12 protein-coding genes are annotated in these 14,706 nt (G+C 47.3%); all 12 read right to left on the bottom strand.

What is annotated here, in order from left to right:
• Positions 1-62 precede the first annotated feature (62 nt).
• The 12 genes from C9I99_RS10275 to C9I99_RS10220 all read right to left on the bottom strand — a co-directional run bounded on the left by C9I99_RS10275 (position 63) and on the right by C9I99_RS10220 (position 14,548).
• A complete protein-coding gene (locus C9I99_RS10275) occupies positions 63-1,013 on the bottom strand; it encodes an SDR family oxidoreductase (RefSeq protein WP_107348778.1) in 951 nt (316 codons plus the stop codon).
• A gap of 221 nt (positions 1,014-1,234) precedes the next feature.
• Positions 1,235-2,365, bottom strand: a complete 1,131-nt coding sequence (locus tag C9I99_RS10270; protein WP_107348777.1) for an AI-2E family transporter — start codon at positions 2,363-2,365, stop codon at positions 1,235-1,237.
• Positions 2,358-3,029: a potassium channel family protein gene (locus C9I99_RS10265; protein ID WP_107348776.1), complete on the bottom strand. Its 672-nt coding sequence runs from the start codon at positions 3,027-3,029 to the stop codon at positions 2,358-2,360. Before C9I99_RS10265 ends, C9I99_RS10270 begins: the two co-directional genes overlap by 8 nt.
• Before the next feature lie 23 nt (positions 3,030-3,052).
• Complete coding sequence (locus C9I99_RS10260) at positions 3,053-3,946, bottom strand: HlyD family secretion protein (protein ID WP_107348852.1); 894 nt, start codon at positions 3,944-3,946, stop codon at positions 3,053-3,055.
• Positions 3,947-3,963: 17 nt separating this feature from the next.
• The gene (locus C9I99_RS10255; RefSeq protein WP_082008569.1) at positions 3,964-4,167 is read right to left on the bottom strand and encodes a DUF1656 domain-containing protein; all 204 of its coding nucleotides are present in this window, start codon (positions 4,165-4,167) and stop codon (positions 3,964-3,966) included.
• 5 nt (positions 4,168-4,172) lie between these two features.
• Positions 4,173-5,822 carry a TolC family protein gene (locus C9I99_RS10250; protein WP_107348775.1) on the bottom strand — a complete coding sequence of 550 codons (1,650 nt, stop codon included), beginning with the start codon at positions 5,820-5,822 and terminating at the stop codon, positions 4,173-4,175.
• 10 nt (positions 5,823-5,832) lie between these two features.
• Positions 5,833-8,007: an FUSC family protein gene (locus tag C9I99_RS10245; RefSeq protein WP_107348851.1), complete on the bottom strand. Its 2,175-nt coding sequence runs from the start codon at positions 8,005-8,007 to the stop codon at positions 5,833-5,835.
• 227 nt (positions 8,008-8,234) lie between these two features.
• Positions 8,235-8,867, bottom strand: coding sequence for an HAD family hydrolase (locus tag C9I99_RS10240; RefSeq protein WP_166645425.1), 633 nt, complete (start codon positions 8,865-8,867; stop codon positions 8,235-8,237).
• A gap of 87 nt (positions 8,868-8,954) precedes the next feature.
• Positions 8,955-10,292 carry an amidohydrolase gene (locus C9I99_RS10235; RefSeq protein WP_107348773.1) on the bottom strand — a complete coding sequence of 446 codons (1,338 nt, stop codon included), beginning with the start codon at positions 10,290-10,292 and terminating at the stop codon, positions 8,955-8,957.
• Between the two features lie 35 nt (positions 10,293-10,327).
• Positions 10,328-11,431 (bottom strand): lipocalin-like domain-containing protein, encoded by a 1,104-nt coding sequence (locus tag C9I99_RS10230; RefSeq protein WP_243734482.1) that lies wholly within the window; start codon positions 11,429-11,431, stop codon positions 10,328-10,330.
• On the bottom strand, positions 11,431-13,896 hold the full coding sequence (locus tag C9I99_RS10225) for an ABC transporter permease (protein WP_107348772.1): 2,466 nt from the start codon (positions 13,894-13,896) through the stop codon (positions 11,431-11,433). Before C9I99_RS10225 ends, C9I99_RS10230 begins: the two co-directional genes overlap by 1 nt.
• On the bottom strand, positions 13,877-14,548 hold the full coding sequence (locus tag C9I99_RS10220; RefSeq protein ID WP_107348771.1) for an ABC transporter ATP-binding protein: 672 nt from the start codon (positions 14,546-14,548) through the stop codon (positions 13,877-13,879). Before C9I99_RS10220 ends, C9I99_RS10225 begins: the two co-directional genes overlap by 20 nt.
• Positions 14,549-14,706 lie beyond the last annotated feature (158 nt).

The following is a 14,706-nucleotide window of genomic DNA, read 5'->3' as shown; positions in this document are numbered from 1 at the left end:
ATAACAACACTGAAATTAAGGTACAACAATGACATGACTTACATACCGATAAACGGTTAGCTTCAACTCAAAAACAAATCTCGCTGCAGAGAAGCCCCTGGCTTACAGGCATAGTCAGAAAAATCAGTAACACCTCGATGCTGCAATACCTCTTCATCAATAAAGAACCGCCCCGTACATTCTTTCGCATCGCGAGTGATAATTTCATAACACGCATCAGCCATGATTGCTGGATGGCGAGAGTGCTCCATGATTTTTTTGCCATTTTTCATGTGGGATATTGCTGACGTAGCAATCGTCGTTTTGGGCCACAACGAATTGGCTGCAATACCATACTCTTTAAGTTCGTTAGCAAAAGTCATGGTCATCATCGACATGCCATATTTTGAACTGGTGTAGGCACCATAGTTCTTAAACCATTGCGGGCTTAAATCAATCGGCGGAGACAGCGTCAAAATGTGTGGATTAGAGGATTTACGTAAATACGGTAAACAAGCTTGAGTTAATAAATACGTCCCACGCACATTAATCGAGAACATCAGGTCAAAACGCTTACTTGGGGTATTTTCCATGTTCTGTAGATGAATGCTGCTGGCATTGTTGATCACTACATCAATGCCACCGGTTTGCGTGACAACTTGCTCTACCGCACTAGCGATTGCCGCTTCATCTCGAATATCTAACACAACTGGAATGGCTTTCCCCTTCCCCGCTTGGTTAATTTCTTCTGCTGCGGTATATATGGTGCCGGGTAATGTCGGGTGTGGCTCTGCGGTTTTCGCCGCGATGACCACTGTCGCCCCTTCTTGCGCGCATCGCTTGGCAATCGCAAAGCCAATGCCGCGAGAACCACCGCTGATAAACACCGTTTTATTCACTAGAGAACTCGATTGGTCGGTAAGCGGCTTGCTGAGGTTCTTCTCACCTTGTTTTACTTTCGGCATAGAAATGGTATTCACCATCACTTCTAGCTGGTTTATTGCTCGTCTTGCTTTATCGAAAAAATTACTCATTACCACGACGTCCTGTTGTGTTGTTTATTGGTGCCATAAATGTCCACTGTATTCAAGGCACCGATGTCTATCCCAAAATCAAGTATAGAGTAATTATTCAAATGACAAGCAAAGAAAAGCTGGAATACAAAAGTGACAAAACACAATCGATATTCCAGCAGCTATCTATACCCCTAACACTCTACAGTTAAATTCAGCGGCGCTTAAATCAGTACTATTCGTTAATCAGGATTTTGCTCGACCTTGGCTGCTTCATCTGTCTCATTGCCACTCTCCTTCTCTTGCGGTGACACCTTCATCCAGGAAATGAACAGCTCATACCAAATGGCCAAAACCACCGCACCAAGGAAAAGTCCGATAATACCAGCAGAGATCATACCGCCAATCGCACCAATCAAAATAACCGGCATGGGGATTTCCACCCCTCGTCCCATCAATAATGGTTTGAGAAAATTATCAGATAACCCAGCCAATAAGACCCAAACAGTAAAAATAGTTGCTGGCGTGGTATCCATATAAGAAAAGACATACACGATGACCGGCAATACGATGAGCAAAGCGGGTAATTGCGCTATCGCCAAAATAAAGACAGCAAATGTGATCAGACCAGCCGCAGGGATTTTAAAAACAAACATCGCAGAACCAATCAATACTGATTGAATAAAGGCGACCCCAACAACGCCCAATAGTACGCTACGAATAGTCGCGGCTATTAATCCCGCCCACTCTTCGCCATGTTTGCCTACCACCCTGACCGAAATCTGTTTTACTGCTTTTGCCATCGATTCTGAGTAAGCCATGAAACCGGCGGCAATCAATAATGAGATGATAAACATCACGATGGTTGCCAAGCCACTTCCCAATGCGCCGGCAAAGGCACTCACACCCGCCTTAATTTCTTCGCCATAGCGCACCAGGGCTTGCTCCATATTGGTCGCAAATAATGCCCATGCACTATAAAGCTTCTCACCCACCAGCGGAATTTCAGCCACTTTCGGTGTTGGGCCGGGTAACTTCACCGTTTCATTTTGTAATAATGCCGTCAACCCAACGACCCCATCAAAGATCGAGCCCATTACAACCACTAACGGCACGACTAAAATGGCAATGCCTATCAGGGCTAGCAGAGTCGCTGACAGTCCTCGCCGCCCTTTCATTACGCCTTCAAGCTTAAGGGTCAGCGGCATCAAAGCCACCGCAATGATGGCCCCCCAAAGTACAGGGATGACAAAGGGCTTGATGATGTCATAAGTCCATACAAGCAGGATTAACAGCAGTCCAATTCGTATTGAGGACTCCAGCATATTATTGATAAATATCTTGCTTTTGTATTTTTCAAGTTGTTTATCCATCGTTGTTTTCCTGACTGTTTTGGCTGGCGCCGACCAGGCTGGCTACAACAATTGCCATATAGAACACACCAGCAATCGCTTCTAAATACACTATGACCTGAGCAACGGGTGAGATTGGGCTCATGTCGCCATAACCCAATGTTGTTAGAGTGACAAAACTAAAATATGCGGCATTGGAAAAGTTATCCCCCCAATTTTTGGCTTCTAAGCCAGTGAAGGATTCCGGGGAAAACTCGAGAATAAGCAGATAGGCAATGGCCCACATTAAGCCGAGAAGTAAAAACAGAGCCAGCGAACCCACGACCTTGTTATTATCAATCGAGCCGGTAAACAGGATCTGCCGCATGGTAGATTTGAACGTACCGAAAAAGAAACTCAGCATCAGCACCAGCATAGCGATATCGACTTGCTTGAAATCAAACAACTGGTTAATAATCATCAGCCCAATCCAGGCCACGGCAAGGCTCAGCAAAAAGCGATACCAACCTGAATCAAAACGTAAACTCAACAAGCAGACAGCAAAGGTCAGCAAAGTGATCCCCTGCATGATTTTATCCAGCCAAGTAATTTGCAGTACCTGATCGAGTGACGAACTCACCAGCAGAATAATTAGAGCGATAGTGAGGTAGTAAAAATTATTTTTCTCAGTAATTTTCTTACCCATTTCCCCTCCTAACACGATGATTGTTAATGCCCTGACTCTGAAGCCTGATTCTCTTCCATCACCATAATCGATGCCGTCATACCGAAACGCAGGTTCACGCCCTCAGGTAATGCCGATAACGTAATTTTTACCGGGATCCGCTGTGCCAAGCGAATCCATTGAAAAACAGGATTGACGCTTGGTAGTAAGTTATAGCCCACGGCACCGTTTTGCGGGGCGATCCCCCACCCGACAGAATCAACAACGGCCTCAATCGGCTCTTCTGGATAAGCCATCAAGGTCACTTTTGCCTGATCGCCTATGGCGATATTGGATAGTTGGTTTTCACGAAAATAGCCAAACACCCAAAAACTGTTTACATCTACCACAGCGAGTAAAGGCTGATTGGCGACGGCTTGCGTGCCTTCTCGAATATCCAAGTTAGACACATAGCCATCAACCGAGGCGAACACCTGGGTAAATTCCATATTCAATTTGGCTGCGCGCAGTTTTTGCTCGGACACTTTGATTTGAATGAGCGACTCTTCATAAGAGATTTGCCGACGGGTAATGTCCTTCAGTGATACAGCCCCTTTATCTTTACGTTGAATATCGAGTAAGCGGTCTAATTCGATTTTCTTGCCTTTCGAGCTTATTTTCGATTTCTCAAGAGAGGCTTCTGCTTGTGATAGCGCCACTTCATACGTGGTGGGATCGATTTGAAATAATAGCTCACCCTTGCGCACAAATTGATTATCGACAACAGGCACATAAACAACAGGTCCTGAAACCCTGGGCGCGACCTTAACAATATTGGCGCGGACTTGGCCGTTGCGAGTCCACGGGTTGTCGAAGTACTCTTGATATTTCTGGTAACCATAGTAGATGGCACCACCAATAATGATGAGATTTAGCGCAATAACGAATAGCTTTTTTATACTCTTCATATGCACACCTAAAACTGAATAAAGTAAGCATCAATAGCAACGGTATAAAGCACCGTTATTGCCAAAAATGTCATCGATGGGTAGGCAATCAGTCGAGATAGCCGCGTTTTATTTAAAATCACTACCGTTATCCAAGTCGCAATTACAGACAAGATGATGACAAGTAAAAAGGGCGAGTAATACACATCTCCCCAAGACATTTCATGCGGCACTTCCATTATGGGCCTCCAGGATAACGTTGCTTGGTCGGATCAATCGGCTCACCAAAGGGGGATACGGCTTTCGGCACTTCATTGGGCGACAAGACAGGAAGCTGCGTTTCATCCAGCATCTCCCCCCAGTCAGTCCGGCTCTCCATTTGCGAACGCAATGCATCATTGAGGTATGGCCGGCCGGTTTCAGCTTCCCATCCGCCGCCGAGTGACTTATAGAGAGCGATCACTTGATTGGCGACATTCCCTTTCACAGTGGCATAGGCATCTTCGCTTCGGGTCATCTTCTCGAGTGAGCTGAGTAAACGATCGAAGCTAATCTGACCATTTTCATATTGGGTTAATGAGATGTTGTAAGCACGTACTGATGCGTCTACGGAGCGGAAGGCAAGCTTTTGTTGATATTGATTGAGCTGGTAAGACTCCATCGCATTTGTGACCTCCTGTACCGCCAGCAGCACCTGCTTGTTGTAATTAGTCAACGTCTCTTGGAAGCGAGCGTCTTGAGCCCGAACCGTATTTTTCACCCGGCCGTACTGAAAAATATTCCACGAAAACGCGGGACCAAGGGAAAGATTGAGTGAATCACTAAAGCTAAAGTCATTACCTGCCGGAACGGTACTGTTGATACCGATGACACCAAACAAGGAGAACTGCGGGTATAGATCTGCTTCGGCAATACCGATTTGGCTACTCTGCGCATGGGCTTGTAATTCGGCTAGTTGAAGGTCTGGCCGGCGTAGTACCAAACCGGCATCGACTTGTGTACTGATAGGTAACGTGGCAGGTATCAATGAATATTGGTCGTAATCGCTGGTTAGCCTGCTAGTGCGCGTATTTTCATATTTATTGTCGAAGGCTTTCACTTTGGCACTTACCCAAGGGCTATCCAGCAGCACCATCGCTTGTTCCGGCAGAATGCCAAGCAGCACGGCAATGGCATTGCGCGATTGCATCATGCCGATTTTCAGACTAGGTAATACCGACTCGGTGTTATACAGCTGGGTTCTCGCCTGCTGAACATCCAATTCAGTCACATCCCCCGATTCATATTGAATCTCAGTGATCCGCTCAACGCGGCGCTGAATTTCAATATTTCGCTCAGATAGCAGCACCCGCTCTTGGAATGTCCGGTAATTGATGTAATTTCTAGCAACTTCTGAAGTAATGGTGACCAAAATATCGTGATAGGAAGCGATAGAGGCATACAGGGTCGCCTCAGCTGACTCGACGCCAAGCACATAACGCCCCCAAACATCCAGCTCCCAACCAGCGTCGAAGCTCAACGCAGCATTATCGAAGGTGTTCTCGTTTTGATATATTTTTGCCACACTCCCCGATACATTTTGTCGCTGTGGGTATTGAAATGATTCCGCGATACCGACGGCGGTCCGGGCCTGCAGGATCCTCAACCCCGCGGCTTCTAAATCGAGATTTTGCTGGCTTGCGGTTTCCACTAATTCATTGAGTACAGGATCATTAAATTGCTGCCACCAGCGAGCGGTTTTGTTTTTGCTCTGCACAAGGTCCGATGCAGACCACGATGTTGGCAACGTAGCCGGTGCCACGCCTTCAAACTTCGGTCCCAATACCGTACAGCCTGACGTAACAAGCAAGGATAATGATGTTATGCAAACGCCGATCTTACTTACCACACCCTGCCCCCTAAAATCGCTTCACCGACAATTCTTCCCAAACAACGTCATCGCTCGCCTGCTTGCAGCTCAGCAATGATTCAAAAATATTTTTCTTCAAGTTTAGAAAAATATAAAAGCCGGCAATGTCTGAATTAGAATACTTCTCCAATTCAAGATGAGAAAAATACTCATCGAGTCGAGCTTCTAAGTCTTGATAGTCTTGTTTTAAAAGCTCAGCATTGCGCCGCTCAGTTTCCGGTCGGTCCGCTATCCATAAAGCCTGTGACAATGCAGGGATCACCGTATCCCTATTGCCTTTTTGAGCCTGGGCCAATAACGGATTTTCATTCAATTTTTTCCGCGCTTTGATAAATGTCATCAAGTGATGGTGGAATAAGTCACATTGGGAGATATAGCGATTAAGCCGCTCAGTCGTGAGTGATGGATAAGGATCAGTGTTAAATTTCGATCCCCATACTTGCATCTTTTTCAACGCGACCACCATTGTGGTTACCCGCCAAGCCAATTGTATCTTTTGCCATAGTGACAACTGCTCGAACTGAAGCAACCGGATCACACCTGTCGCATGACGAAAAAAGCGTTCCCTGAACACCAACAACAAGTGTTCTGGACGACTTGAAAACGGTAAATAGTAGGAAATCACCACTGACAACACCGTCATGTAAAATAAGGTGACAATCGTTAAGGTGATGCCGAAGTGATACACCATGTTGTTATCGATACCGAGGGTGAACATCCCTAACAAGAAAAAGATGGTCACAGGGCCTTTGAGCACATAGAAGCCGACAAAGGTATAAATGAAAATAAACAAAGCCAGCTCTGCGCCTAGGGTTAATTGTGGCAATAGAAAAACATAGGCCGGTACAGAAAAAACAAAACCCAGCGTAAACAATATCAATAGCATTACTGGGTGGAACGGTAGAAAAGAGAGAATAGAAACAAACAGTGTGCTAAAAATGACAAAGTTATAGCCACCCGGCGGATTAAACTGAATCCAAAATGCGGCAGCGATCCAATAGGTCACAAATACCTTAATGCTAGACTTTGCATTTTCAGCATCCCACCAATTAAAATTGGGCTTGGCTTTTAATGGCGGTAAATCGAAATCGACGGTTCCTGTCAATGAATCGATACTGCTGATACAGCTTTCAAGCTTGGCCAGACGCTCTCGTAATTGGTTGATCAAATACCCCGAAGATAATGCCTCACCACGATACAGGTGCCCGGCTTGTTCCAACCTATCTCCATCATATTCAACAGGGTCCAAAGGCTGGGGAGAGTGTGCAGCCTGTTTTTCCCATGCATCAGGGAGCCTTTCAAACAGTTGGATCACCTCTTTGCGTAACTCATCAAAACCCCTAATGTATTCTATTGGATGCGCTCCTGACCGCGATTGTTCCTTGGCTGCAAAAAGAAGTAATTCCGTGATTTGAGCATACAACGCTACCGTGCCATCCCACTCTTTTTTATAAGCAGATACTTCACTGCACTCACTGTTCAGTGTTTGGTATCTAGTCTCAAATGCTTGCTGGGCAGCAAATACCGCTTTACTGAGTTCTGCCAAGGTTGGAGAGGCAGGGCCAACGTCGGTATCGCCGTTATCCGAACTATCCGCAGGCTCTGCCAGCGGCTTTTGCTTCGGCGGGACACTCATTGATTCAAACAAGTCTTTTTGCACACGAGTCAGATCATCACCTAACTGACGCAGATTTTGTTCGATCTTGGGCGGAAAGAGAAAGACACCAACGAGGGTATAAACAACGACCCCGAACACCGTCATAAAAGTACGATCAATACCGTAAATAAAAGCGCCCTCGGCATTGCCCCCGTTGTACATCATCAGGATCATAACGCCGGTGAGCATAAACAATGTCGGATCATTCAGATAGGCTGAACGGATATAGAACACGACCACCACAACAAGAGAAACCGCCAGCATATACAGCAAACGATCCTGCGCGAACAGTCCGACTAACAGCAAGCCAATAATGCCACCCGCAATTGTACCGAGTACTCGCAACGTCCCCTTTGCCATGGATTCACGACGACTACCTGTTGATGCAATCAACATTACGGTCGTTGCAGCGGTTGAAGGTTGTGTCCACCCCAAAGCCATTGGGATCATATAGGCTAATGTAAGACTGGTGGCGACACGGAAAGCAAACTTGAACTTATCGCTCAAGCAAAAAGGGATTAGCCAGTTTCCCAACTGGAAAACTGATAATTTATCTCTGATACGCAGTACCTGAGTGTTGGCTTTGCTCACCCCACCCCTCCAGCATTAGTCATTATGTCCGTGTGGACATAACTACAATGCTAGGATATTTTTGGTAACACTCAGCAAAAAAATTATCTTAGCTATCGAATTGTTAAGCTGTTAAAACAATTATCACAATAGTAAGAAATAACTTATAACTGCGTTAGTTCCTGCGGTTTAGAGAATATGAAGGCTGGCATATGCGTTTCCAATTCCATTTTAGAGCCATAACCCCAAAGCACACCTGCTGACGTTAATCCATTCTTATGTGCTGCAGTAAGATCGACATAGCGATCACCGATCATCAGGGACTTCTCAGTAATCACGCCTTGCTCCTTGAGTGCCTGCAGCTGTTGCCACTTTTCTACCCCAACATCCCCTCCATCGACAAACTCAAAGTGCTCAAGTAGGCCGAACAGCGCTAAAATCTTGCACGCAAAATCAACACGTTTGGACGTACAGACGCCTAGGCGATATTTCCCTTCCGATTTCAATGTATCAAGCGTGTCTCGCATACCAACATAAAGTTGATTCTCTGAATAACCGATATCGGCATAGCGTTGACGGAAGGTAGCAACAAGCTCAAGGATCAATGACGATTGCTTTGATCCAACAAGATCCATGAAAATTCTATCCAGCGGAGGACCAATATAGCGGGCAATTTCATCTTCGTTTCGTGCAGGGTAGCCATGGGCAATTAAAGCATGGTTCATCGAGCGCACCACCCCGACCTTGGGATCGCTGATAGTGCCATCTAAATCAAAAATCAATGTATCGAATTTCATGATCTCTCCCCCGAATAATGCCGCTACCATTCTGACGTCTTGCGTGGTTCAGTAGAAAAAACCCCAGCAATAAGCTGGGGCATGTAATCAATTACTGGTGATCGACGACTCACCTATTGGCTCTTTTACCAAAGGCGGTTGCTGAAGCGCATTGACCGCATTAAGCAGTAGCTTCACTGCGGGTAGCATGCGGCTCTCATCAATATCAAAATCACCGTTATGATGGCCAGCTGTTAAGTCCGAGCCAACCAGGCAATAGATCGCCTTACCGCCACGAGACTGAACACGATCAACCAAATATCCCGCATCCTCACTGGCACCGAAGTCTTTTTCTCGAACCACTTCGGTAAACCCACTCTCCGGGCCAACACCCTCGAGCAATTCAACTAATTCAGGATCATTCTCAAGGCCAATCGCCTCGCCTTGGGCACACAGATTAACTTTTACCCCGTGCATCATAGCTGCAGCTTGGGCGATATTCTCTACCTGCTGGAACATATAGGAATTAAGCGCACGATTTTCACCGCGGGTTTCCCCCAGCAACACTGCACTGGCCGGAATCACATTGCGCCCATCCCCCGCATGCATTTGCCCAACGTTAATACGGGTCATGCCATCACGATGACGCGGAATTGCCAACATTTGATTGACCGCCGTACAAGCCGCAGCAAGGGCATTTTGCCCAGCATTCGGCTCAATACCGGCGTGAGCCGGTTTCCCCACAAAATGAAGATCAAACTTGGAACTACATAAAAAGTGTTGAGGATCACAAACCAACGTACCACTTGGCACATTCATTCCGATGTGGGCAGCAAAGAAATAATCGACATCATCCAACCAACCACTTTCGGCGATTGCCTTACCTGCGCGGCAACCTTCTTCAGCAGGCTGGAAAAGTAATTTTATTTTCCCTTTTAGGAGGTGTTTATTTTCAGCCAGTACCTCGGCAACCCCTAGACCAATCGAAGCATGGGCGTCATGTCCACATGCATGAGCAATACCAGGGGCCAGAGAAGCAAAACCAAGAAAACGCGGTCGATGAGCATCTTCCTCGCTTTCCATCACTTCTACCGCATCGATATCAAAGCGGAGCGCAATCACAGGGCCTGGTTTACCGGTGTCCAGTACCGCACCAACCCCGGTGATCCCATCCATGTGGGCCAGATACGTAATATCAGCCCCCCAGCTTATTGCCCGCTCTTGCGCTTCAGCGACGAGCACTTCATTGCGTCCCATGATTGAAGAGCGCGAAATGATCTCATCACTGAAGTGCAGCGAGTAGCCCAAGTGTTCAAGGTGGCTAGCGATACGACTTGTCGTAAAGAATTCACGCCACGCGGCTTCTGGGTAGCGATGAAACTCTCGGCGATGATTCATTAAGCGCTGCGACAGCGTCTGTTCATCGAAATGCACGTTACTTAACACCTATTTTTCCTAATAATCTTTTACAGGGCTCGGCTTCAATAGCCCGTCAGCTCCATAAATCCTTGTCCTGTGTGACTACCCGTAACCGTTATAGGCCCTTCCCAGTACGAGAAGATGAAGGGAAGCCACTGCTCCTTTCGGACCACATCCACTTTAAGCTCTATCGCCTTTGACGGCACTTTGACCCGCCATACCACAGGATACGTCTTATCTGCATGTTTAGTAAATGATACCGGTGATAGCTGAATATCATCAGCTGACAATAGTTCAGTCGTACCATCAGGCCAGCTGAGCGAGCCAAAATAATACGGCCGGGTATCTTTTTCCCTGATCTGGTACAGCATTAACGCACTTCCATCATCAAGATGGATAGAGAACCAATCCCAACCTATCTGATCCTTTGAAAGACCACGGCTACTCCATTCACGGTCATACCAAGCATCACCAGATACCTGGTACAGCTTGCCATCCAGCTCCAACTGTCCATCAATCTGCAAAAAAGGTGCGCTGAAGTAATAAGATGCAATATCTTCCGTAGCGTGTTTTTTACTATAGCCTTGCTCGCCCTGCAGCACGATACTACCTGTTTGCTGAATGGCTAATTTACCCGCCATACCGCTATTGTCTGCGAACGATAAAATACCGGGAAACGGTGAATCTGAAACAGAGCGCCACTCCCAGTTATCCAGCCAAGCTCGGTAAGGCTGACCTAAGACACCGGCCTGTCCAATACCGCCACGGGCAAAGCGCTCCGCAGACCACGTTTTGTCTTTACTGGTCACCACCGTATGCGCCATATATCGCTGAGGACTTTTCCACCCCCGGCCAGCCTCTGTGACCGAGCGGGAGCGGAACAAAGTCCACTGCAAACCAAACTCTTCTCCGTCCTCAGATTTCAGGTTTGCCGTCAGGTACCACCATTCCGTTCTGAATTCAGGGTGCGGTAAATGATCTCGAGGAAACTGAAATTGATAGCCCGGCGTAACTTGCGCAAACTGGTCACTATCCTGCCCTACCATCATCGTAACAGAGGGGTCAGCCTTTGTTACCGGCCTGTCGTAGCTCAACATAAACAATGTGATGATCAGCGCTAATACCGATAAGGCCAGATACCAACGAGGAAACTTGTTTCCCTTCATTAGAATGACTCCCTTAATGACATAATGGCTGACTGCTTCACCAAACGCCATACGGGCCATGCTCCAGCAAGCAACAACACCAATAAGGCCGAACCTAAAGAGAACAGATAATTCGTTGGAAAATACTCAATCGGCATCGTCCAGCCAAAAGAATACTTAAGCACTACATCAATCAACAATTGGGCTAATACCAATCCCAGAGGCAAAGCTATCAATGCCGTCAACACCCCGATAACGAGCAACTGACCGCCACCGAGCAAGGCCAACTCCCGCCCCGTCATACCCATACAGCGCAGCAATGCAAACTGGCGAAGGCGCGAGGTTTCACCTGCCACCGTAGCAAAGAACAAACCACACACGGCCACAAATAAAGTAAGCTTGCCAAGGGTTGCCGTGACAATAAAGGTACGGTCAAATACGTTCATCGCTTGCAACATCAATTCATTATTGTTCCGAATCCGCTCTGGTGGCAGACGGAAGGCCTCACCCAACAAGCGGATCATGGTATCAGCCTGAGAATGGTCATCCAGATGTATCGCCAAGCTAACCTGACCTTTATTCGGCCATACCGCTTTCCAGCGTTTTTGAGACATGATTATTTGGCCATGGGGATTGCCATAATCATAGAAAACCCCTGCGACCCGCCATTGCTTATTGAGCGGAGGAGGAAGGTCTAACACTTGTCCCGGCTTGATATTCTGCTTCAATGCCATCGATTCACTGACAAGAATGGCACGCTCATGATGGAGCATCTGCCAGTAATTGGGAGCCGCAACTTTCACGGCCAAAGCCTTTTTCTCATCGGCTGTACCGCCAACACTGACAACTTGTAGTGTCCCCGCTTCGGTTGGCAGTACCTTACGCCACTGCCACCAAACCTGTTTCACTTCATCCTGATTTTCCAGCCATTGCGTCATCCTAGGTGCCATATTGACCGAAGGGCGGATATAGATATCAGCAGCCAATCGCTGTTCTAACCATGTTTGGGTAGTATTCCTGAAGCTACCGACCATGGTTTCCATCCCAATATTCGATGCCAATGCCAACATAAATGCCATTGAGGCAACGCCGCGATAGCTCAAACTGGCGGCGGCATCAGAGAAAAACCAGCGCAGGCGCGCCGAGCGTGCCGCAATACCCAAGACCCGAAACAGTTGCCACAGTAGGAATGGCATTACCAACGCCGACGCTATCAAAATGCAGGCAATCAAGACAAAGCCGGCCTTTTGACCATGTGGCAGCTGATACACCGCGATGGCAGCGCCGATAAACAGGCACGAGAATACCGCTTGAAGTGCAAACTCGCGCCCACTGAACCTGATCAGAGACATCCGAGTCGACAAGCGTGCAGGCTGAGTCCTTATTAAGCGTACTAATGGCCAACCACAGGCCAATAAGCAACCACCGACGGCAATCAATACCGAAGCAAGGCCCCACTCCCACTGCCAGCGAACAACAAGACTGACATTAGCCCCATAAAGATCGTTGAGGCTTTGCGCCACAGACGGCAACAACTTCTCCGCCAACAATAAGCCAAGAAGGTTACCACCAACCAGTCCGACAATAATCCAAACAATCAGCTCGACACTCAATGCCCGCACCAACTGCCCTGAAGAAACACCGGCTTGCCTCATTAACCCTACCAATGGCTGACGCTGAGAAAAAGACAGTGACATCGCTTGATAGAAGATGAATAGGCCAACGACAAAAGCCAGCATGCCCATTGCAAATAAATTCAAGTGAAACGCATCCGTCAGCGGCTCTAGGCCCGCCGTTTCTTGTTTCTCAAGCTTCAATGCTGCCGGTAACTTACCTTCAAGCCGACTGAGTGTTCGGGCATCCAATTCACCGCATAAAATAGAGCTCAACCCTGAGCTTGGCTGTAACTGCCTGAGCAAGGACATATCAGCAATGAGTCTAGGCCCCTTAATCCTTTCTTCATTTAATACGCGCAGTGGCCCGATAGTCTTTCCAGACTCCAGTAAAAGTGTCTGACCGTCTTGAAATCCCATATAGTTGGCAAGTTGGTCGCCCACCAGCACAGGATACGGCGGCTGCATTAATGACAGTATTTGCTCTTGGTTACCAGAACCAGCCATCGTGTTTTGACGGAAACTCGAGAACAGGGCGACAGGGTCAATACCAACGAGTTCGACACTGCGGCCATTTTCTAGCGAGATACGCTGTTCATCCAACGGTACGCACTGACTAAAACCTTCACGACGAAGCTGGATATAAAACCCCTGAGGCACCTTCAGTGCAGGTTGACTGTGACGAATACGATAAGGAAATGGATTTGAAAAAAGGAGTTCACCGTCACGGTAGCTTTCTCGGGCCTGCTGGTTAACCCCCATCACGCCAACAAGCAAGGCAATGCCTAAGGTCAACCCCAACCACACAAGGACAATTTGAAGTGGGTGACGCTTGTAATGCCCCCAGAGCGCTTTAGCTACGGGGCTTGACATGCAACAGCCCTCCTTGCAGGCGAATACAGCCATTCATATGCTTGGCAACCTGCTTACTGTGCGTTACTAACAGCAACGTACAGTGCAATTGTTTGGTCAGGTTTACCAATAAGTTAATTACGGCAGCTGCATTTCGTTCGTCCAAACTGCCGGTCGGTTCATCAGCCAATAAGATTTGTGGTTCCATGTAAAGAGCCCGGGCAATTGCAGCCCGTTGTTGCTGCCCCCCCGACATTTCTTCAGGGTAGCGGCCTAACAGCGGCATCAAATCTAATGCGGCTATGATTTGACGCCATAGTGCCGGTTTCTCTGGCAACCCTTTAAGCTGGCGACAGAAACGAATATTATCGGCAGTGCTTAAGGTCGGTAATAAGTTGAATTGCTGGAATACAAGCCCAATATTGTTACGACGAAAAGCAGTTCGCTCTCGCTCTGAGATCGAGTGTATCGGCTTATTACCTAACCATACTTCCCCAGAATCAACAGAATCTAAGCCTGCAATAAGGTTGAGCAGTGTACTCTTACCCGAGCCACTCTCACCCATTAATGCCAGTTGCTCACCCTGCTTTAAATCCAGCTCAGCTCCTTGCAAAACTGAATGGTATTCATCCCCATCCATGTACCCTTTGCAAAGGTTGACCAGTCGTAACATTATAATCCCCAGAGGTAGGAAGTCTTTGAACTGAAATTTACAGTAAACCGATTGTTCTATAAAGCACTTTGAAGAACATGGAGATAAAATACAACTAATCCATTACATCTGGCCTACATTTTCGGCAAACCCCCTACAAGGGACTCACAAAAAGACTC

Source organism: Photobacterium lutimaris (assembly GCF_003025555.1).
In the GTDB taxonomy this organism is placed as follows: Bacteria; Pseudomonadota; Gammaproteobacteria; order Enterobacterales; family Vibrionaceae; genus Photobacterium; species Photobacterium lutimaris.
The sequence above is the reverse complement of the archived record's forward strand: the minus strand, read 5'-3'. Positions and strand labels throughout refer to the sequence as shown.